A 20992-nucleotide genomic window follows, 5' to 3' on the forward strand; every position below is an offset into this window, starting at 1 on the left:
TTCGCAATATGGCGATTAATTCTGGGACGTTTACCACATAATCCGGTTTTTTATCCTGCACCCTTATTCTAGTCTGGGAGTACACATGTCTACACAGTTCGCCGGCCAATTGACCAAAGAGTTGCAAAATGCCCGCCAGAAGGCCCGTGAATACCTGCACGCCGACGAAAATCAGTGCGTCAGCGAGCTTTTGGCCGCCCCCCGCCCCGGGGAAGCCCTGCGAGAAAAGATTCTGGCCACTGCCAGCCAGCTGGTGGTCAAATCCCGCGAACAGCGCAGCAAGCGCGGCACGCTGGATGCCTTCCTGCAGCAGTTCGGTCTGTCCAATAAAGAAGGCGTGGCCCTGATGTGCCTGGCAGAGTCCCTTCTGCGCGTCCCGGACGCCGATACCGCAGACAAGCTGATCGCAGAAAAAGTCCATTCCGGCAACTGGTCCAGCCACCGCGGCCAGTCGGATTCCCTGTTCGTGAATGCCTCCACCTGGGGGCTGATGCTTACCGGCAATATCGTCGAACTGGACCCGGACATCACCGAGAAGCCCTCCACCCTGATGAAACGCCTGGTCAGCCGCATGGGTGAACCCATGGTGCGCACTTCCATGATGCAGGCGATGAAGATCATGGGTGGCCAATACGTTCTCGGACGCACTATCAAGGAAGCCCTGAAGCGCGGCCCCGCGGAGAACAAGCCCGGTACCCGTTTCTCCTTCGACATGCTCGGTGAAGGTGCCCGCACCATGGCGGACGCCAAACGTTACTTCGACGCCTACATGATGGCGATCGAGGCAATCGGCGCAGACAACCTGAAGAAAAGCAGCGAGCAGCGCGATGTGGCGCAAGCCAATGGTATTTCCATCAAGCTCTCCGCCCTGCACCCCCGCTACAGCGAGTTGCAGCGTGAGCGGGTGATGAGCGAACTGCTGCCCACGGTGAAAGAACTCTGTCTGGCCGCAGCCAAGTTCGATATGGGACTTAATATCGACGCCGAGGAAGCCGACCGCCTGGATATCTCCCTGGATATTTTTGAGGCACTGGCCCGCGCACCGGAGCTGAGAGACTGGCAAGGCCTCGGGTTTGTTCTGCAGGCCTACCAGAAACGCTCCCCTCATGTGGCGGACTGGCTGATCGCCCTCGGTCGCGATACCGGTCGCAAGCTGATGGTGCGCCTCGTCAAGGGGGCCTACTGGGACACCGAAATCAAACACGCCCAGCAGATGGGCCTGAGCGACTACCCGGTGTATACCCGCAAGTGCCACACCGACTTGTCCTACCAGGTATGCGCGAAGAAACTGCTGGACGCCCGCGATGCCATCTACCCACAGTTCGCTACCCACAACGCCTATACCGTGGGCCTGATTCTGGAACTGGCCGGCGACACCAACGACTACGAATTCCAGCGTCTGCACGGCATGGGCCACCTGCTCTACGACCAGATTGAAGCGGTGTACGGCAGGCGCGTACCGGTGCGTGTCTACGCCCCGGTCGGCGCCCACAAAGACCTGCTTCCCTACCTGGTTCGTCGCCTGCTGGAAAATGGCGCCAACAGTTCCTTCGTCAATCGTTTTATGGACGAGAAGACCCCGGTCAGTGAGCTGGTACAGGACACTCTGAAACAGAGTGAAGCCTGCAATCCTTACCGCCACCCGGAAATCCCGGTACCGGCAGATATCTACATCGGCCACGAGTCACTGCCGCGGAAAAACTCCCACGGCATCGAGCTGACCGACCCCATCGCCGCAGAACCAATGAAAAAGGCTGTCGCCACAACCGCAGGCGCCTCCTGGGCCGGCGGACCGATTATCGACGGTGTTGCCAGCACGGGCGACCAGACTGTGGTAAACCCGGCCACCGGCGAACCTGTCGGCCACACTGCCGACACCGACGCGATCCAGATCGACAAAGCATTTACTTCGGCAGCGGAACACCAGCGCGCCTGGAACCGCCTCGGTGGCGATGCCCGCGCAAAAATCCTCGACAAGGTTGCGGACCTGTATGAGGAGCACATGAACGAGCTGGTCGCGATCATCTGCCGCGAAGCAGGCCGTACTCTCAACGATGGTATTTCCGAAGTGCGTGAGGCTGTGGATTTCTGTCGTTATTACGCCAATGGTGCACGCAAGCATTTCAGCGAGCCCACCGTGCTTCCCGGTCCCACGGGTGAGAGCAATGAACTGAGCCTGTGCGGCCGCGGGGTGTTTGTGTGTATCAGCCCGTGGAACTTCCCGCTGGCGATTTTTACCGGCCAGGTGGTCGCGGCCCTCGCCGCCGGCAACGGCGTGCTTGCCAAACCGGCAGAACAGACCCCGTGCATTGCCCACCGGGCAGTACAGCTGATGCACGAAGCCGGTGTTCCGCAGAAGGTCCTGCACCTGGTAACCGGCACCGGTGCTGCCATTGGCAAACCGCTGCTGGACGACCCGCGGGTTGCCGGTGTGGCCTTTACCGGTTCCACTGAAACCGCCAAGCACATCAACATGCAGCTGGCCGCCAAAGACGGCCCTATCGTTCCGCTGATCGCCGAAACCGGCGGCCAGAACGTGATGGTCGTGGACTCTACTGCGCTGCCGGAACAGGTCGTGGACGATGTGATTCAGTCTGCGTTCCTGAGTGCCGGCCAGCGCTGCTCTGCACTGCGTATTCTGTGTGTACAGGATGTCATCGCTGACAACCTTCTCGGCATGCTGAAAGGTGCCTGTGATGAGTTGACCCTGGGCGACCCGTCAAAGCTGGAAACCGATATCGGTCCGGTCATCGACGAAAAGGCACTGGGACTACTGGAGCAGCACCGCGAGCGCATGCAACAGGAGGCCAAACCGCTGTTTGCGTTTGACGAAAGCAAACGCCCACAGAGCGGCACCTTCTTCGGTCCGCAGGTGGTCGAAATCGAGGACTTCAATCTGCTCAAGCGCGAGGTGTTCGGTCCTTTCCTGCACGTGGTGCGTTTCAAGGCCGACGAGCTGGAGGATGTGATCCGTCGCATCAATGCCACCGGTTACGGCCTGACCTTCGGCCTCCACTCCCGTATCGAAGGGCGTGCCGGCGCCATCTTCAAGCGTGTGGATGTCGGTAACTGCTATGTGAACCGGGATATGGTCGGCGCGGTTGTGGGCGTGAACCCGTTCGGCGGTATGGGGCTGTCGGGCACCGGCCCCAAAGCCGGCGGTCCGCACTACCTGTTCCGCTTTGCCAACGAGAAGACCAAGACCGTCAACATTGTCGCCACCGGCGGCAACACCGAGCTGTTTACCCTGGGACAGTAAGCCATCCGGGGTACACCCGCTCGTCACGGGCCAGAAACGCCGCTGCCGATTCTGGCGTCAGGGCGATTGGAACTACGGCGCGTATAACGGACCAATCTACATGCGCAAAAAAGCCGGGCTTTGAGCCCGGCGCAACATCCTGTGGTTTGCCGAATACTTGGTTAATTCAACACGCGATATCCGCGCCCGCGCAAACAGTTGCGCGCGATGTAATTCTGTTCCGCGTGGGCACTGCCCACACCGCTGACGCCTCCAATCAGGGCACCGGCACCGGCGGCGGCTGCCGCCGCGCTGCTGGTATCGCCGATAATGGCCCCCAGCGCACCGCCCAATAGCGCACCACCGGCAGCTCGCGTCACACCGCGGCGCCCGGCATCATTCCTCGCCGCCATCGACAGGGTTTTGCAATCTGCGAGATCAAGCTGGTACTGCCGCATATTGACGCCGTAGGTATCAATCACAATACCGCCAGCCCCATACACCTGCTCCTGTTGATAGGCGCACCCAATCAAGGTTGCTGCGCTTAAGCCCACAGCGGCCATGATTTTGTATCTCATTGGCGCTCCTCACCACATTTGTCGCCTGTGTCTACTTAGGTTTAGATGAGGGTTGGAAAGCGCGCCACGCTATTTCGGCATAACGGGAGGTGGGCTAGGAACAGGAAGTTTGGAAGGCAGTATGCGGCGCAGGTTCTGCGCCCGGGTCAGCGGTAGAAGTACTCCAGATTCAGCCGCTGGGGATCGCCGGAACGGTCCAGCAGGTTCGTGACACCGACAAACCGCATCAGCTTCGGTTCGGCCTGGCCTTGGTCAGCGCTTTCCGCGTACTCGAGATATATGTCACCGCCAGCGATCCAACGCAGGATCGCCTGTGCCAGGTCCACGCGAATACACAGGTCAGCCTCAGGGTTCTGGCAAGGCGTGGCCGCCGCTCTCAACCCGATTGTCCTGCCGTGAACCGGCGACGCAAACTGGAACTGCAGTTCTTCGCCAGCCTTCAAAACTGACCAGTGCCGGCGCACCAGTGCATCGAACCCGGCATCGATCACATCGAGCTGACCGTCGGAAAAAACCTTGTCGCGATACTCGGCGTTGCGATTCGCCCGATAACGAAGCCGCCAGCCATCCGCAACCCGGGTGGCTTCACGAACCTCGCCACTACGGAAATCTTCCTGGGAAATCTGCGGGCGCGTGTCCTGTAGCAGGCCCGAACGGCCAGCGTCCCCGGTTATGTGTTTTTCTGCAATTTTATTGGCTTGAGGTTGACCTGGTGTGTAATACACAACCCGCACCTCCCCGGCCGCTCGTGGCAGAAAATACTCGCAGTAGCGAACATCAGGCTCTTCAACACCACTCGCCCGCCCGACCACTGTAGCCGCACTCTCCACAGTATCGGGAGCATTGCACCCGTCCACCGCCAGTGAAGCCGCCAACACCAATTCGATCATAGACACCTCCTGTGTACACCGTCAGCCCATGACAGGCCTTACAGGCGAAACAGCCGCATTCGGGCGCAAACTAACAGTAGTGGCAAGAATGCACTCCACAGAACTGCGAGCAACAGCACGGTTTGAAGAACCGGCTCTGCGAACACCACAGAGCCATTGATCTTGGCCCCAATCCAGTAGCTGAACGGGCCAGCGACGCCCCCGACTACCGCGGCAATCGCCAGGTTCCGATGCAGGAAGGCGAACGCAAAACGCAGCGCGAGTGCAAAATTCATCCACAAAAAAAGTAACCAGGACGGCAGCAGGAAAAACTCGTGGCTAGCGGTGAATACGCCCACCCGAAAAAGAGCGGCATCCATCCAGCACCCGAACAGGGTGACCAGTGCCACCCAGCGCAACGTCCTTACAGTCCACTCAGTACTGAAGGGATTTCCGTTAAACAGCCACACATGAAGTGCAATATTTAGCGCGGTCACCCCTGCGAGCAGAGTTGCCCCCGGCGCCAGAACACAAATCAGCCAGACCACTTCGAACAGAAGGCCACTGATCAGTAATTTCCCGATACCCAGGGACTGAACTTGTGAGAGTGCCACTGCTACCCGCCCACTCAGTGAAGGTGCGGCAGCGTATTGCAACGCGGCTTGGCAAACGTAAATTGCGCAGTACTGATGACACGCTCCAGAAAGCCGCCTTCGCAGTAGCAAAAATAGAAATCCCACATATTGATAAAGCGCTGGTCAAAGCCCTGGGCACGCACTTCATCGATACGCTCGAAAAAGGCCTTTCTCCACGATCGCAGTGTCATCGCATAGTCAAAGGTAATGTCGTCCAGTCCCACGATCTGCATGTCAGTGTGACAGGCAATATTGTCAGCAACGACCTGGTTGGAAGGGAGACATCCACCGGGGAAAATGTAACGCTGAATAAAATCCACACTATTTTTGTACTGCTCAAAGCGCTGATCCTGGATGGTAATGGCCTGCATCACCATCAGGCCATCCGGCTTTAACAGTCCACTGCAGCGGGAGAAAAATTCCCGGTAGTACTTGTATCCAACCGCCTCGACCATCTCGATGGAAACAATCTTGTCGTACTGGCCTTCCAGCTCACGATAGTCTTTCAGCAGCAAGGTAACTCTGTCTTCCAGGCCTTCACGGGCCACCCATGCCTTTGCGTATTCGTATTGCTGCCTGGAGATGGTGGTTGTGGTTACCCGGCACCCGGTTTTCTTTGCCGCGTAAATGGCCATGCCTCCCCAACCGGTGCCAATCTCAAGCAGGTGATCGCTCTCCTTCAATTGCAGCTTTCGACAAATGCGAGCAAGCTTGAACTCCGATGCTTCCGCGAGGCTCGCATCTTTTGCGGGAAAGACGGCCGATGAGTACAGCATGGTCGGATCAAGGAACAGTCCAAAGAAATCGTTTCCGAGATCATAATGCGCGGAAATATTTCGACGTGAGCCCTTCAATGAATTGCCGTTCAACCGGTGCAGCCCTTTGAGAACCAGCTTATTCACAAAGTTCCACTTGGAGTCGAGACTGTTCAGCAACGCCATATTGGCGACCATAATACGGATAACCTGGACCAGATCCGGCGAGTACCAGGCGCCATCCATGTATGCCTCTCCGGACCCAATTGAGCCATTGAGCAGTACCTGGGTATAGAGCGAAGGATCCGAAACGTGGATATGCGCCTCCAGCTCAGAGGAACCCTCCGGTTCGCCAAACACAAAAACCTCGGGCGCATCGTTCTGGCTGTGCTGCTGATCGGCACGCGGAGAATAGTGCTCATAGACAAATAATGTGCCCATGCTCAGGTCTTTCAGCTTGTCCAAAACCAGTGTTCTGGCCAGGCGCTCAAACCAGGGCAAGGGTCTCTGGTAGTCCGCATCGCCAGTAGCCGGGACGGCCGCGGTGTCAAAGCTGCCGTCGGCGCCGCCCACAATGTTTTTATCGTTTGGACTCGACAGAAATTCCCGTCCAGAAACTGGAGCTGTGTTGTATCCAGATTTCATATCAATTTTTCTCCGGCTCAAAATTGCTTCTCAATCACGTCACATCAGGGCACATCACACCTTAACCCCCGTGCTAGCGGGCACCCTGGTATCAAGGGTTGCGTTCCCTCCCCGGATGGGAATGAATTGGCACACGCTTTAATAGCAGTTTCAGGGCCTGCCAGTAAATTGAGATGATGATTTTTACGGTGTGCAATGGGAACTGGATCAGTTTCATTCGCAGGGCGGCGGGACTAATTTCTTCACGTTTCAGGTTCATACTGGCATCGAACACCCGTTCACCGTCTTCAATGGAACGGATACTCACAGACAGCGCTTTATCGGGCAGCGTGCTTTTCCAAAGATATCGCTGCCCCAGTGGCATAAATGGTGAAACGTGCAGGGATTTGGCAAATTCAGCCCGCTGCACCGGCCCCTGCCCCTGTGAAGCCATATCCAACACATACCCATGTCGCTCGTTCCACGGCGTGTTGTGCACGTCCACGAGCAAAAACTCAACATTTTCCCCGGTCTTGTCAAAGCAGTAATAGATGCTGATGGGGTTCATGTTGTAGCCGAAATAGCGCCAGTTCGCGAGCAGCGCGATAGGCCCGGCGGGACGCACCCCGGTTTCCTCGGCTACGCGGTCGCGCACCGCCCGATCCAGGGGAACAGCGGGGTCACCGTAGAAATCCTCCCGGCAAAAACTGGCCGGCGCCCCTCGCCTGCCCGACCACCAGCGCGATTGGGCAAAGATTTGCGGAAGCTCATCGAGAAATGCATAGACCATAAACCCCCGATAGCGGAAGCCGTGTTCACGGGGCTTCAAACGCCGGTGCTGGATCCAGCCGGAGTAAAGGCCACTGCGCATTAGAAGTCGACCCCCAAGCCCTTCGCAACCCGAAGCGCACTTGTCACACCATCTTCGTGGAAACCGTTGGCCCAGTAGGCGCCACAAAACCAGCTCCGGTTGACGCCATTGATCTCCGACCAGCGAGACTGGGCGTGATTGCCATCAACCGAAAACTGAGGATGCGAGTACTCGAAACGCCCAAGCACCTGCGCCGGATCGATCGCATCATCCGCATTGAGTGTCACGCAGTAGGTTTTTTTTGCATCCAGCCGCTGAAGAATATTCATATTGTAAGTGAGGATAGGCAGGCGATCGTGGTCTGCCTGAAGCCGGTAGTTCCAGCTCGCCCAGGCGCTTCGCCTGCGGGGCAAGAGACTGATATCGGTGTGCAGGACCACGGAATTCTTTTCATAGGGGATATTTCCGAGCACATCTTGCTCCTCAGGGCTGGCATCGGACAGCAGAGACAACGCCTGGTCTGAATGGCAGGCAAATATCACCTGGTCGAACTCTCTCTGCTGAACAGTCCCGGATTGATCACGGTACTGCAGGGTAACACCGTGCGCATGCCGCACCACCTTTTGCACCGGGCAGGACAAATGAATCCGATCCGCAAAGGCGCGCGCCAGTGGCGCGATATAGCTTCGTGAGCCGCCCTGAATTACCCGCCACTGGGGGCGATTGAAAATATTGAGCAGTCCATGGTTGTAAAAAAAACGGATGAAAAAATCCACCGAAAAGTCGAGCATTCTGGACATACTCGCGGACCAGATGGCCGAGCCCATTGGGATAAGATAGCGCGAGGAGAACTCCGCTGAATAGCCATTATTGTCGAGATACGCGCCCAAGGTCATTGAGGGCCCCAGATCCCCCCGCCGCCAGTCATCCACGGCATCGCGGTTAAAGCGAACGATGTCCTTCAGCATACGCCAGTGGCCGCCATCGATCAGGTTGCGACGTTGGGCAAACAGGGAATTAAGGTTATTGCCCGCGTATTCAAAATCCCGGGATCCCGAACCTTCCATTCCGGGCTTAGACACACTGAACCCCATATCAGTGGGTTGCGACTCAACTCCGATTTTGTCCATCAGCTTGATGAAATTGGGATAGGTCCAGTCATTGAAAACAATAAATCCAGTATCAATTGGCAGTACTCGGCCATCCTCGTAAACATCGATGGTCGCGGTATGCCCCCCCAGGCGGTCATCGGCCTCGAACAGGGTAATTTCATACTTCTCGTGCAATTGATAGGCCGCGGTCAATCCCGAAATACCACTGCCAATGACGGCAATTTTCATCCGGCTCTCCTTAACTTCTTGATTCTTGTCATACGAGGTGCGCACCATCCAAACCAAACCGGCCGCAACATGCCCAGCAGCCGCAGTGGCCAGCTAAGGCGACGGGGAAAGTCGATCACTGCTTTACGCGTCTTGAGGCCTGCAAGGATCCTGTCTGCCGCATCCTCCGGGGACATCAGAAATGGCATGTTGAAATCATTTTCCCGGGTCAGCGGCGTTTCGATAAATCCCGGCCGAATCAATACGGTCCGCAATGGTAGGCGGGAGGTATCCGCACGCACCGCGTCCATGAAATACTGAAGCGCCGCTTTGGAGGCTCCATAGGCTTCCGCACGCGGAAACCCCACAACCGAAGACAGGCTCCCTACTGCGGCAAACACCGGTTCACGAGCGTTGGCTAACAGTGGCAGCGCCTCACGCAGGGTATTCACCACCCCGAAAAAGTTCGCATCAAATACCCGGCGGTAGCTGTCGACATCGAGGGAAAGGTTATCGTCGTACTCGCACACGCCTGCGCAGGCAATCACCATATCCAGTTGATCGGTGATTTCACGCAGCGCCGCACCGGCACTGGCCATGGATGCATCATCGCCCACATCACAACTGAGCACCCGAACCAACTTGGGTGCGGGCTTTTGTACCTCAAGCAGCGCATCGCGACTGCGGCCACTCACGATCACAAAGTGGCCGTCAGCAACCAGGCTGCGCACCAGCGCGGCGCCAATGCCGGAGCCGGCCCCGGTCACCCAGATAGTTTTCTTGCGTGAAAGATCGTTACCGTCCTTCATGGCCCCGACACCTCCTTTGGCTTTATCCTGACGACTGTCCGCACCCCGGCTGCCGCACGGGCAAGGCTACGCACCCGCATTCCCACCACTCGCTGCCATGCCGCGCTTTACATAACTCAGCACACTGCCCAGCAAGGGGATATGCTCGTATACCATGGCGCCGAGGTCATAAATGTCCTCGTGCTCCAGAACCCGATCCTTTTCCAGGTCGAGCTTCAACAGCGAGGCGCCTCGCATACTTAAAGGGGCCCCACCACTCAATCGGGGATGTCGGTAGTGCATCGTCCACCAGAGGTTGAGCGCATTCCCGTCCACCAGTGTCTGGTCGAACTCGAAGCGGCACTCGCGCAGGTTCTGCGCCACCCCGGCGAAGTAGGCCTGCATATTTTCAAGCCCTTCGACTCGGTGCACCGGATCCGAGAAAATAACGTCTTCCGCGTAAACTTCGGCGATATAGGAAGGATCTGCCGCCAAAAAGTCTGAATACAGATGCTTTATGCGCTTCACAAGCGATGCCATAGTGCCACTCCGGGCTTGGACATATAGTCACGATTACTGGATTGATGTCTTCAAATACGCCATCACACCCGATTCAGATTACTCGGATCCCACCTTATCTGTCCCTTCCCCACCCTGCGATGCGGAATATCAAGGAGGCCGCACAAAAATCAGGCAAATGATGATCCAATCCCCTGGCGTGTGCGTATGCAGCCATGGAAACCAGATATCGCATGCGGTTTGAAGACCAATGTACGTACAATGGCCCAAACGGAATGAAAAACGGATACAGCGAGTCAACTATCGTGCAGGCTTCTGAGAAAACCAGGGACGATGAATGGAGCAACCTCCTCGTGCGGGTTGGTCAGCATCGTGACCGGCGGGCATTCGAGCAGCTTTTCAGCCACTTTGCCCCGCTGGTAAAGGGGTTCCAGTTCAGCCGCGGCGGGCAAAGCTCCGCGCCCGAAGCCGCCGATGAGCTGGTACAGGAAGTCATGTTTCGTGTGTGGCGCAAAGCACCCAGCTTTAACCCGGACAAGGCCGCCGCCAGCACATGGATATTCACCATCATGCGCAACTGCCGCATTGATGCGATGCGCCGCCGGGGACGCCAGCCCGATACGGATGACAGCCTCAACGTGGAGGATATATGGGATGACAGCCATGACGATCAGCCGCTCGTATACCTGCAGCAATCCCGCAGGCACGATGCTGTAAAGACCGGCCTGAAGGAACTGCCACCGGAACAGAGCCACGTGATTGAAAAGGCCTATATCGAAGGCAAATCACACAGTGAAATAGCGGAAGAACTTGGGCTGCCACTGGGAACGGTAAAATCCCGCGTGCGGCTCGCCCTCAAGAAACTTCAAAGCACAATTGTCAGGTAGGGAGCCATGATCCACCACCATCCCGACAACAACATGATGCTGGAATATGCCAGCGGTAGCCTCAACTGGGCCCACAGCCTGGTGGTTTCAGCACATGTGCAGCTCTGCCCGAAATGCGCAGCGCAAATGAAAGTACTCAACGGCGTTGGCGGCACGCTACTCGCTTCCAGCGCACCGGCCGCTTCCAGTGAAGACCATCAGGCACAAGCCTTTGAGCAGTTGATGCGCCGTATCGACCAAGGTGTGCAGGATGAAACAGGCGATAGCGAGCCACCTCAAAAAGTGGCAACCGCCGCCAGTTATCAGAAAGTTCACAAGGATCCGATCTTCACCGCGGTGCCGCCAGTCGTACAAAAGTTGCTCGACAACAACCCGATCTTGCGCTGGCGTCGTTTATCCCGGGGGCTGAAAGAGGCTCGGTTGAACACCAGCCAGGACCGGCATGAAGTCGCCTTCCACCGGATATCCCCGGGAAGCAAGGTGGCGGAGCATGACCACCGCGGAACTGAGATCACTATGGTGCTCTACGGCAGTTTTTCCGACGCAGATGGTGTGTATTCACCCGGAGACTTCCTCGTGCGCGAGCCGGGTGAGGTTCACCGCCCGACCGCTACACAGGATCAGGAGTGTCTGTGTCTTTCCGTGGTTGAAGCGCCGGTGGCCCTTACCGGCTTCTGGGGGAAAGTGGTCAACCCTTTTCTGTCCATCAGACCTGGGTAAAACGTGCTGCAACAAAAAACCCCGGAAATATTCCGGGGTTTTTTATAGGTGGGGCGGCTACAGGAAAGAGCCAAACCGTGTTGCGTTAGCGGACAGCAACACTGTGCGCAGCGGCCCCGCTTCCACCTTCTCCAGCCTGGAAGCGCTCTCTCAGTGCATTCCAGCGCGAGTGGATGCCGTCGAATTTTGCCGCCCGCACATGGCCGTAGCCACGAACCTGCTGCGGCAATGCCAACAGCTCCTCCGCCAGATCGATATTGCCGCTGCCCAAAGACTTGGCCACATCGAGCACAGACTGCTGCACCTCGCGCGCCCACTTGCGCTCCCGCCTCCGCTCCGCGGTATAGCCGAACACATCCAGCGGCGTGCCGCGCAGCACTTTACCCCGCGCGAGCACCGGCAACACCTTGGCCAGCCAGGGGCCGAGCGCAATTTTACGGATCTTGCCGCTGGCGTCCGGCCGTGCGAACAGAGGCGGCGCCATCAGGAACTTGAGCTTGTAGTCACCGCTAAACGTTTCGCGCAACTGACGCTGAAATGCGTCACCACTGTATAGCCGCGCCACCTCGTATTCGTCTTTATACGCCATCGCCTTGAACAGGCTCAGTGCCGCCGCGCGGGTCAACTTATCGCCGGCGGTCGATAGCCTGCGCTCCGACGACTTCAGCGCTTCGATTGCGGAGGTAAAACGGCGGGCGTAGGCGGCACTCTGATATTCGGTAAGCTCGGTAGCAAGACGTGCTACCAACTGCTCCGTTGTCTCCTGCGGCTCAACCAGCTTTACCACCTGGGCCGGACTGAGAAGCTGATCGATCGCCCGGGGATTTTCTACCAGCAGCCGACCGGCGCGGAAAGCACGCAAGTTGTTTTCCACCGCCACGCCATTCAGTTCGACCGCACGTTCGATGGCACTCTGGGAAACGGGCAATAGTCCCTGTTGACAGGCATAACCCATCATCATCAGGTTGGCGGCAACCGTATCGCCAAACAACGCTTCCGCGTATCGATTGGCATCCAGCGCAAAATATTCGCCGGCCACAGACTCGATGCTCTGGGCGGTTTCACCCGCGGGGAATGCCAGTTCGTTATTGCGTACAAAGGCCGCAACCGGGACTTCTGCAGTGTTCACCAGCGCCTTCATCTCGCCGGCCGCAAACTTGGTGCGTTGCGCCGCCGCCGTCACCATATCGCAACCCAGCAGGAGGTCCGCCGCACCATCGCGAATACGTGCGGTGGTAATGTCTTGCGGCCTGTTGCCCACTTTGACATGGGCAACCACCGCCCCGTTTTTCTGAGACAATCCGGTAAAGTACAACGTGGTACTGCCCTTCTCCTCAAGGTGCGCCGCCATACCCAGCAGTGCCGCAACGGTGAGTACACCACTGCCACCAATACCGGCCACCAGAATACTCAGTGGTTGATCCAGCTGCGGCTTCGGCGCGTCGGCCAACCCGCGGCTGGCTTCGTCGATGGATTCTGCCAGGGATTTCAGCGCTGGCTTCTTCAACTCACCGCCTTCCACACTGACAAAACTCGGGCAGAAGCCGTCCGCACAGCGCATATCTTTGTTACAGCTCGACTGGTTCACCTGACGCTTGCGCCCGTACTCGGTTTCCAGTGGCTCTACGGCGATACAGCTGGACTGCACGCTGCAATCGCCACAGCCCTCGCACACTCGGTGATTGATCAGCAGGCGACGTGCCGGGTCCACCATTTGCCCTTTCTTGCGACGACGGCGCTTTTCCGCCGCGCACACCTGTTCATAAATAATCGCCGTCACACCACTGGTATCACGCAGCTTACGCTGTACGTCATCGAGTTCATCGCGGTGGAAAATCTTGATTTCTTTGGGCAGCTGGTTGCGACGCGACTGCCAGTGCTCGGGGTTTTCACTTACCAGGCAGACCTCACCCACTCCCTCCGCCAGCAGCTGTCGGGATAGCGTGGGTACCGTCACCTCACCGTCCGCAGGCTGGCCACCGGTCATGGCCACGGCGTCGTTCAGCAGTATCTTGTAGGTGATATTGATTTTGCTGGCCACGGCCTGGCGGATCGCCAGCAGGCCGGAGTGGTTGTAAGTTCCATCACCCATGTTCTGGAAGATGTGCTTGTCACTGGAAAAGCGATGCAGCCCCACCCAGTGCGCCCCCTCCCCCCCCATATGGGAATAGGTGTCGGTACGCAGGCCTTTACCCAGCGCCATGATATGACAGCCGATACCGGCACTACCGGTACTGCCTTCCGGCAGTTTGGTAGAGCTGTTGTGAGGACACCCGGCACAAAAAATAGGCTCACGGGCCAGCAGGCCTTGCGCCTTTTGCAGGGTTCCACTGCCCAGCTTTTCTGCCAGCGGAATCAGGCGTGTGGCCAGCTCTGTGTCGGCCAGCCAGCGCGCGATGGCCTTGGCCACCTGATCCGGGCCAAAACCCCAGATGGCCGGCAACAGGTCGTTACCCTCCAGATCCTTTTTGCCCACCACGCGCGGGCGGTCATTATCCGCCCAGCCGTAGAAGAGATTCTTCATCTGGTCTTCCACCAGCGGACGCTTCTCTTCCACCACCAGGATACGTTCCATGCCATGGGCAAACTCGCTCATGCCACGCGGCTCCAGCGGCCAGCTCATGGCCACTTTATGGATGGAAATACCAGCCTCGAGCAGGTCCTGCTCGGTCAGCTCGAGCAGCTTCAGCGCTTCCAGCAGGTCGCCGTGGGCCTTGCCGACGGTGACAATACCAAACCGCTTCTGCGGCGCATCGACGATGGTCTTGTCCAGCTTGTTGGCATAGGCAAATGCCTTGGCCGCAGGCAGACGCTCTTCGAGCATACGGCGCTCATACTCCATACGCTCCGCTGGCCAGTTCAGGTGAGGGTCGTAGTTGAGTCCGTGCGCAGGTACCGGGAAGGATTCCGGCAGCACAAAGTTCGGCAACGATGGAACCACGATAGAAGCACCGGATTCGACGGTTTCCGTGATGGTCTTGAAGCCCACCCACAGGCCGGAAAATCGCGACAACGCGATACCGGCAACGCCGAGAGTCAGGTATTCATCAATGGTTGCCGGAAACAACAGGGGCATCATCACCGATTCGAAAATCTGATCGGTATTGTGAGAAAACATGGAGGACTCTGCGGTGTGATCATCGCCACAGAGAGCGAGCACGCCTCCAAGCCTGGAGGTACCCTGAATATTCGCCTGGCGGAATACGTCGGCGCTGCGATCCACACCGTGACCTTTGCCGTACCAAATGGAGAAGACACCGTCGCGGGTAGCCTGCTGGCGGTAATGATCCAGGAGCTGCGTGCCCCAGATATTGGTTGCGCCCAGATCTTCGTTGATACCCGGCTCGAAGTGGATGTCCCGCTCTGCCAGCAGCTTTTTGTGCCGCCACAGCGCCTGGTCATAGCCGCCGAGGGGCGATCCGCGGTAACCGGAGATAAAGCCGGCGGTATTGAGCCCCGCCTGTTCATCCAGCTGCTTTTGCATCAACGGCAGACGCACCAGTGCATCGATGCCAGTTAAAAAAACGCGTCCGGCGTCTCGGGTAAACGCGGCCTTGAGGGAATACTCCCGGTCAAAGCCCAGTTCCTGATCAGTTTCGACCATCGCCATGAATTGGGACCTTCTCGCATTTGCTGGTAGGCACCTGATACCGGCGGGTAAAGGCCTGCCGGTCGGTTCCAGTGTTATTTTGCTATTGCCCGTAAACTATCACCGGCAAGTCGCGCAGGTCATACCAAATTCACCACAAAATTGGGTCGAAATGGAAAGAATCCACCACTCCAAGATCATTTTCTGCAATAATTAGGAAGCAAGAGCGATTAGATGAGAATATCTATCAAGTTTCGGCAAAGCAGCCGAAAAGGCGGGTTGTTCACTGCCATCCGAGTGAACCAGTGCTATCAATTGGTCACATCAGGTATTCTTACAGACTGGTCGCAAATTGCAGCTATTCGCAAGTTCTGACGTACAAACGTCAGGAATTTGCCATTCTGAACAAAAGAATCAGGAACACCGGGTACTCCTATGGCCTATATGCTGGACGCCATCGACAAGCACATTCTGGAAATCCTTCAGCAGGACGCGACCATCCCCAATATCGAGCTGGCGGAAAAGGTTCACCTGTCACCCTCCCCCTGCTCCCGGCGGGTCAAGAACCTGCATGAGCAGGGCTTCATCAAACGTGCAGTTACCTTGCTGGAACCAGATAAGGTCGGCCTGCCGGTGAGCGTGTTTATCCAGGTCACCCTCAACCACCAGGTCAAAAAAGAACTGCAACATTTCGAGTCCACTATCGGCCAGTGGCCCGAAGTCATGGAGTGCTACCTGATGACCGGGGACTTTGACTACCTGTTGCGGGTAGTGGTGCCGAACCTGCACGCTTACCAGGAGTTTCTGGACAAGAAGCTGACCGAGCTGCCCGGTATTGACCATATAAAGAGCAGCTTTTCACTCAAGCAGGTGCGCTACCACACAGAACTACCCCTGGACCAGCTCCTGGAGAAGTGAGTCAGCGGCGAAACAGGCTCAGCACAAGACTGAGCACCACACTGACAATAATCATTGATGTAATCGGAAAGAAAAATCGGTTTCGCCCGGACTCGATACGGATATCGCCGGGCAGGCGCCCGAACCAGCTGAACAGGCCCGGCGCATAATGTAGCGCCAACCCCGCAACGATCAGCAGGCACCCCACCGCAATCAACCAACGTTCCATTCCCACCTACCCTACTTGCTTAGATTCCGTGAAAGCCCCCGAACCCTTACAGAAAAAAAGGCGACACCAGATGATGACGACTAGTCTGGGATCTAAGGGAATAGCATTTACACGAAGATTGCCTGGCAGCTGCGGGGAAACAGAATCTCGACAATGGAAAAACATTTTGCCTGCAAACTGTTTGTCGCAGCTGGACTGCTGAGCGTCACGCATTTCGCCGCCGGAGCCAATTGCAACGCCACCGGCTCGCTTACCTTTATCGGCGCCACATCCGACCTGACACGCTCTGTCTGGCTCTCCACGACCTCTGCCGGCAGCTTTGGACTCGAAGTCGTCAATACCAAAGACATCGTAGACCAGTGGAGCCTGGATGCGCCCGGCAGGCACATTTCAACATCGCCGGAACTCGTATTCAGCAATGGGGGTACTCACGCGCTCCTAGATCTGAGCGGGAAAAATCCCTGCACCATCGATATTGAAAACCAGAAACCAGACCCCATTATTCTTCCGCCGCTGCCGACGCTGCCGCCAGTACCGCCGATCGGGATTCTACCGCCTCCCGATATCACCGGTGTGATGCCTGAGCTGCCAGCCCTGCGCCCCCCGGGTACCGGCATTACACCTCAGGTACCCGTACTAAGACCGCCCGGGACTGGAATTACTCCAGCAATTCCGATATCCCCATCCTTGCCGATCGCGGTACTGCCACCCACCGGAATTACCCCTCTGGTACCAGTCGACCCGGAAAATCCGATTGGCGTGTTGCCACCAGACGCGATTACCCCGGAAGTGCCTGTAGATCCCGGGCGCCCTATCGGCACGCTCCCGCCTACCGGAATTACCCCTGAAGTGCCGGTTGAGCCGGGGCGCCCTATCGGCACGCTCCCGCCTACCGGAATTACCCCTGAAGTGCCGGTTGAGCCAGGGCGCCCTATCGGCACCCTGCCGCCTACCGGGATCACCCCCGAAGTTCCAGTAACGGGCGGAAGTCGCGAGCCGGAGGGGCGCGTTATGGAAATAAATAGTCCATCGCAACGCAGTGCCACTCCCACTCGCTGGGTAGTGTGTATCCAGCCGGAAACCGAGCACCAGATTCCAGCGTCCCAGTCGGGCGAAGAGGCCTGGTGCCCAAAGGGATACCAGGGATTGAGATTTGAAGCCAGTGAGGTTGATAAATCCGGAACCCCTCTGCGTGCGCGCTACCTCGGTACGCTGGTGCCGCAGTTTGAGATAGAACCTGCACTCTGGAGCCTCTGGAGCCTGGTGGATCAAGTGGAGCTGAGGGACCGCCGAGGTGACAGGGCATTCGACTCGAGTGAATCGCGCCTTACCATGGGCCTCCACAGGCCCATCAGCCCAAAAGCATATTTTGGTGCATCACTGGCCGTATCCAGATACGACAGCGAGGGACTCCGCGGTTACCTGAATACGAAAGCGGATCGAATTTCCGTTGGCCCCTACCTCGGCTATGACATCGGCAGCTCCCTGACGGCCAACGCCTCACTCAATTACTCCTATACGGACACAGACATCGCGCTGGCGGGATTTCAGGGCGGCAATAAAGTAGATGAGTGGTCTTTAAACCTGGGCCTGTCCGGGTTTTACCGCTGGGGAGATTGGGGGCTGCTACCCCGCGCGCAACTCAATTATTCCTATTTCGATACCTCGCATTCCTTTCTCGGTGGAGAACTGCGAGGCGAAACGGTAGAACTGAATATCCGCGACAAAAGCGGTGACCTCAGCTACTCCGAAACCAGTGTTATGTTTTTGAGAAGTGTAAAACTGCAAAACGCAGGAAGGATCACACCCTATATCGAGCTCGGGGCAAGAATTGCGTTCGACTTGCAGAGCGACCTCGACACTGCGCGGGGAATCACGAGTGGAGGCTATCAGGCGAGCAGCAAAGTGGCAGGTTTCGCCCGGCTCGGCACGCGCTGGGTCGTATCCGACTCCAACTACCTGGACTTTGAAGTTTCTCAGGAAAACATCGATGAAGACGGCCTGGAGATTTGGAGAGGCAGGCTTCTCTTCCAGCAAGCCTTCTGACGGGCTGTCACCACGCTTTCATCAAGTGGCATCACAAACTTACGAGCAAAAAAAAGCTGCGGCCCATGAGGACCGCAGCTTGTCTACCTTAGCAAGAGTTACCGGTTATTCGCCGGCAGACGCGGTTGCTTCGGCTTTTTCGCCCGGCACCGGGAAACCACGGTCACGCATCAGCGGCTCGATGCCGGCATCGCGACCACGGAACAGACGGTAGGCCTCCGCCGGATCGATCGCGTTACGCGGCGCGAACAGGTACTTCACCAGCTTGCCGGCCACTTCCTTATCGTAGAACCCACCTTCTGCCTCCGCGAATGCCTCAGACGCATCGGAAGTCAGCACGTCAGCCCACATGTATCCGTAGTAGCCCGCTGAGTAACCTTCACCGGAGAAAATATGCCCGAAGTGCGGCGTACGGTGACGCATCACCAGCTCCGATGGCATACCCAGCCCAGTCAGCGTTTCACGCTCGAATTTGTCCGGATCGATACCCTCGGGATCGGCGGTGTGCAGCTTCATATCCACCAGTGCGGACGCCAGGTACTCGGTAGTGGCGAAGCCCTGGTTGAAGTTGGCGGCCTTTTTGAGCTTTGCCACCAGCTCCGCCGGGATCGCTTCACCGGTTTTGTAATGCACCAGGTAATTGTCGATGATCGGATCCGTGCTCAACCAGCGCTCCAGCAGCTGCGACTGGAACTCGGTATAGTCACGCACACCGCTGTTCAGGGTCGGGTAGCTCACGTTGGACGCGAGGAAGTGCAGCGCGTGGCCAAACTCATGGAAAAAGGTTTTTGCATCGTCCCAACCAACCAGTACAGGCTCGCCCGGCGCGCCTTTAATAAAATTGGAGTTGTTGGATGCGAGTACGGTTTTCTTGCCATCAAAGGTGGTGTGATCACGGTACATGCTAGCCCAGGCCCCAGAACGCTTACCGGTGCGGGCAAACGGATCCAGGTACCACAGGCCAATGTGCTCGCCAGTGGTCTTGTCTGTGACTTCCCACACTTTCACGTCTTCGTGGAAGACCGGCACACTGCCCTCTTCTACCGGGGTGAAGCTGAAGTTGAACAGCTCACCGGCAACATAGAACATGCCTTCGCGCAGCTTATCCAGCTGCAGGTACTGCTTCACTTCATCGGAGTTCAGGTCGTACTTGGCTTTGCGGACCTTCTCTGCGTAGAAGCGGTAGTCCCACGGCTCAATCTTGATACCGGCTTTTTCCGCATCCGCGACAGCCTGCATGTCCGCCACTTCTTCGTGTACACGGGCAACCGCTGCCGGCCATACCGCTTCCATCAGCTCAATTGCATTCTGCGGGTTCTTCGCCATGCGATTCTGCAGGCGCCACTGCGCGTAATTATCGAAACCAAGCAGCGCCACACGCTCGTCACGCAACTGCAGGATCTCTGCAATAATTGCATTGTTGTCGTGTTCACCGCCGTTGTCACCGCGGCTGTAGTAGTTGGTCCAAACCTTCTCGCGCAGCGCACGGTCTTCTGAATAGGTCAGGAACGGGTCCATCGAAGAGCGGGTATTTTTGATCGCATACTTGCCCTTCTGGCCCTTTTCCTCAGCCATTGAGGCAGCTGCCTTCACGAAAGATTCCGGCAGGCCTGCCAGCTGATCTTCGGTCAGGAAAATATCGTAGCCTTCCTCGTCCGCCAGGACGTTGTTGGCAAACTTGGTGTGCAGCTCCGCCAGGCGCGTATTGATTTCCGCATAGCGTTTCTTGTCTTCACCTGACAGGGTCGCACCATTGGTTGCAAACTGGTCGTACACCAGCTCAACCACACGCTTCTGCTCAGCGGTCAGGTCCGAATCATTACGGGCCTCATACACCGCTTTAACGCGTTGGAACAATTTGTCGTTCTGGATGATTTTGGAGTTGAAAGCAGACAGCTTGGGAGCCATTTCCGCCTGTACTGCGCGGAATTCCGGGGAGGACATATTTCCGCTCCAGATGCCCCAGTAGGTGAACACCTTGCCGAGAGCCTTGCCGCTGCGCTCCATCTCTTCGATGGTGTTGGCAAACGTCGGCGCTTCCGGATTGCTGGCTATCTTTTCAATCTGCGCCAGGTTTTCCGCCATGCCGTATTCGAGGGCAGGCTTCAGGTCTTCGACCTTCATTTTGTCGAATGCGGGCACACCACCGTAAGGGCCCTTCCACTCCGCCAGCAGTGCGTTATTCTCGGCTACATCCGCAACAACTGCTGCAGAAGCAACGGCCTGCTCGGCGGGCTTCGCGGCCTGTGTCTGTTCGGCTTCTTTGCTGCAGCCGGCAACGGTTGCCAGTGCCGCGGCGATGGACATCGCGATCAGTGTTTGACGCATCGACTCTATCCTCTAGAACATATTAGATTTTTAAAATTTTGACCGCCCGGAGTGTACCCCGGGGTGGCAGATCTCGCTACGATCCGGGGACAAGCCCGCAACTTCATATGGCAAAGCACGGAATCAACAGGATTTACCCCTAACATTGATTAACTTTACA

At 57.2% G+C, this 20992-nt stretch carries 16 protein-coding genes; 5 read left to right on the forward strand and 11 right to left on the reverse strand.

From position 1 onward, the window contains the following. The first annotated feature begins 85 nt into the window (after positions 1-85). Positions 86-3259 (forward strand): bifunctional proline dehydrogenase/L-glutamate gamma-semialdehyde dehydrogenase PutA, encoded by a 3174-nt coding sequence (gene putA / locus GTQ55_RS09890; RefSeq protein ID WP_161858588.1) that lies wholly within the window; start codon positions 86-88, stop codon positions 3257-3259. Between the two features lie 161 nt (positions 3260-3420). On the opposite strand, the gene GTQ55_RS09895 is transcribed toward putA, so the two are convergent. The 8 genes from GTQ55_RS09895 to GTQ55_RS09930 form a co-directional block, all read right to left on the reverse strand. Further along, on the reverse strand, positions 3421-3816 hold the full coding sequence (locus tag GTQ55_RS09895) for a glycine zipper family protein (RefSeq protein WP_161858589.1): 396 nt from the start codon (positions 3814-3816) through the stop codon (positions 3421-3423). Positions 3817-3962: 146 nt separating this feature from the next. Then, positions 3963-4706, reverse strand: coding sequence for a hypothetical protein (locus GTQ55_RS09900; protein ID WP_161858590.1), 744 nt, complete (start codon positions 4704-4706; stop codon positions 3963-3965). A gap of 38 nt (positions 4707-4744) precedes the next feature. Next, entirely contained in the window at positions 4745-5299 is a 555-nt protein-coding gene (locus tag GTQ55_RS09905) for a DUF2878 domain-containing protein (RefSeq protein ID WP_161858591.1), read from the reverse strand. A gap of 14 nt (positions 5300-5313) precedes the next feature. Further along, positions 5314-6720 (reverse strand): SAM-dependent methyltransferase, encoded by a 1407-nt coding sequence (locus tag GTQ55_RS09910; RefSeq protein ID WP_161858592.1) that lies wholly within the window; start codon positions 6718-6720, stop codon positions 5314-5316. A 91-nt stretch (positions 6721-6811) separates the two neighbouring features. After that, on the reverse strand, positions 6812-7570 hold the full coding sequence (locus tag GTQ55_RS09915) for a DUF1365 domain-containing protein (RefSeq protein WP_161858593.1): 759 nt from the start codon (positions 7568-7570) through the stop codon (positions 6812-6814). Further along, on the reverse strand, positions 7570-8850 hold the full coding sequence (locus tag GTQ55_RS09920) for an NAD(P)/FAD-dependent oxidoreductase (protein WP_161858594.1): 1281 nt from the start codon (positions 8848-8850) through the stop codon (positions 7570-7572). The genes GTQ55_RS09915 and GTQ55_RS09920 overlap by 1 nt, the downstream gene beginning before the upstream one ends. Continuing rightward, positions 8847-9638: an SDR family NAD(P)-dependent oxidoreductase gene (locus GTQ55_RS09925; RefSeq protein ID WP_161858595.1), complete on the reverse strand. Its 792-nt coding sequence runs from the start codon at positions 9636-9638 to the stop codon at positions 8847-8849. The genes GTQ55_RS09920 and GTQ55_RS09925 overlap by 4 nt, the downstream gene beginning before the upstream one ends. Before the next feature lie 66 nt (positions 9639-9704). After that, positions 9705-10157 carry a nuclear transport factor 2 family protein gene (locus GTQ55_RS09930; protein ID WP_161858596.1) on the reverse strand — a complete coding sequence of 151 codons (453 nt, stop codon included), beginning with the start codon at positions 10155-10157 and terminating at the stop codon, positions 9705-9707. Between the two features lie 254 nt (positions 10158-10411). Here GTQ55_RS09930 and GTQ55_RS09935 point away from each other — a divergent pair, with 254 nt between their 5' ends. Together GTQ55_RS09935 and GTQ55_RS09940 are read left to right on the forward strand one after the other, a co-directional pair. Continuing rightward, positions 10412-11023 (forward strand): sigma-70 family RNA polymerase sigma factor, encoded by a 612-nt coding sequence (locus GTQ55_RS09935; protein ID WP_161858597.1) that lies wholly within the window; start codon positions 10412-10414, stop codon positions 11021-11023. A 6-nt stretch (positions 11024-11029) separates the two neighbouring features. Then, complete coding sequence (locus GTQ55_RS09940; RefSeq protein ID WP_161858598.1) at positions 11030-11743, forward strand: ChrR family anti-sigma-E factor; 714 nt, start codon at positions 11030-11032, stop codon at positions 11741-11743. Positions 11744-11828: 85 nt separating this feature from the next. Here GTQ55_RS09940 and GTQ55_RS09945 read toward each other — a convergent pair whose 3' ends face one another. Continuing rightward, positions 11829-15353 carry an indolepyruvate ferredoxin oxidoreductase family protein gene (locus GTQ55_RS09945; protein ID WP_161858599.1) on the reverse strand — a complete coding sequence of 1175 codons (3525 nt, stop codon included), beginning with the start codon at positions 15351-15353 and terminating at the stop codon, positions 11829-11831. A 414-nt stretch (positions 15354-15767) separates the two neighbouring features. Between GTQ55_RS09945 and GTQ55_RS09950 the strand changes: the two genes are divergently transcribed. Then, positions 15768-16250 carry an Lrp/AsnC family transcriptional regulator gene (locus GTQ55_RS09950; RefSeq protein ID WP_161858600.1) on the forward strand — a complete coding sequence of 161 codons (483 nt, stop codon included), beginning with the start codon at positions 15768-15770 and terminating at the stop codon, positions 16248-16250. A 1-nt stretch (position 16251) separates the two neighbouring features. Here the strand turns inward: GTQ55_RS09950 and GTQ55_RS09955 are convergent, their stop codons facing one another. Continuing rightward, positions 16252-16458, reverse strand: a complete 207-nt coding sequence (locus GTQ55_RS09955; protein WP_161858601.1) for a DUF2905 domain-containing protein — start codon at positions 16456-16458, stop codon at positions 16252-16254. 153 nt (positions 16459-16611) lie between these two features. Here GTQ55_RS09955 and GTQ55_RS18055 point away from each other — a divergent pair, with 153 nt between their 5' ends. Beyond that, entirely contained in the window at positions 16612-18504 is a 1893-nt protein-coding gene (locus GTQ55_RS18055; protein WP_161858602.1) for an autotransporter outer membrane beta-barrel domain-containing protein, read from the forward strand. Between the two features lie 105 nt (positions 18505-18609). On the opposite strand, the gene GTQ55_RS09965 is transcribed toward GTQ55_RS18055, so the two are convergent. After that, positions 18610-20832, reverse strand: a complete 2223-nt coding sequence (locus GTQ55_RS09965) for a M3 family metallopeptidase (protein WP_183946523.1) — start codon at positions 20830-20832, stop codon at positions 18610-18612. Between the last annotated feature and the right edge of the window lie 160 nt (positions 20833-20992).

The organism is Microbulbifer hydrolyticus, from assembly GCF_009931115.1.
Classification (GTDB): Bacteria; Pseudomonadota; Gammaproteobacteria; order Pseudomonadales; family Cellvibrionaceae; genus Microbulbifer; species Microbulbifer hydrolyticus.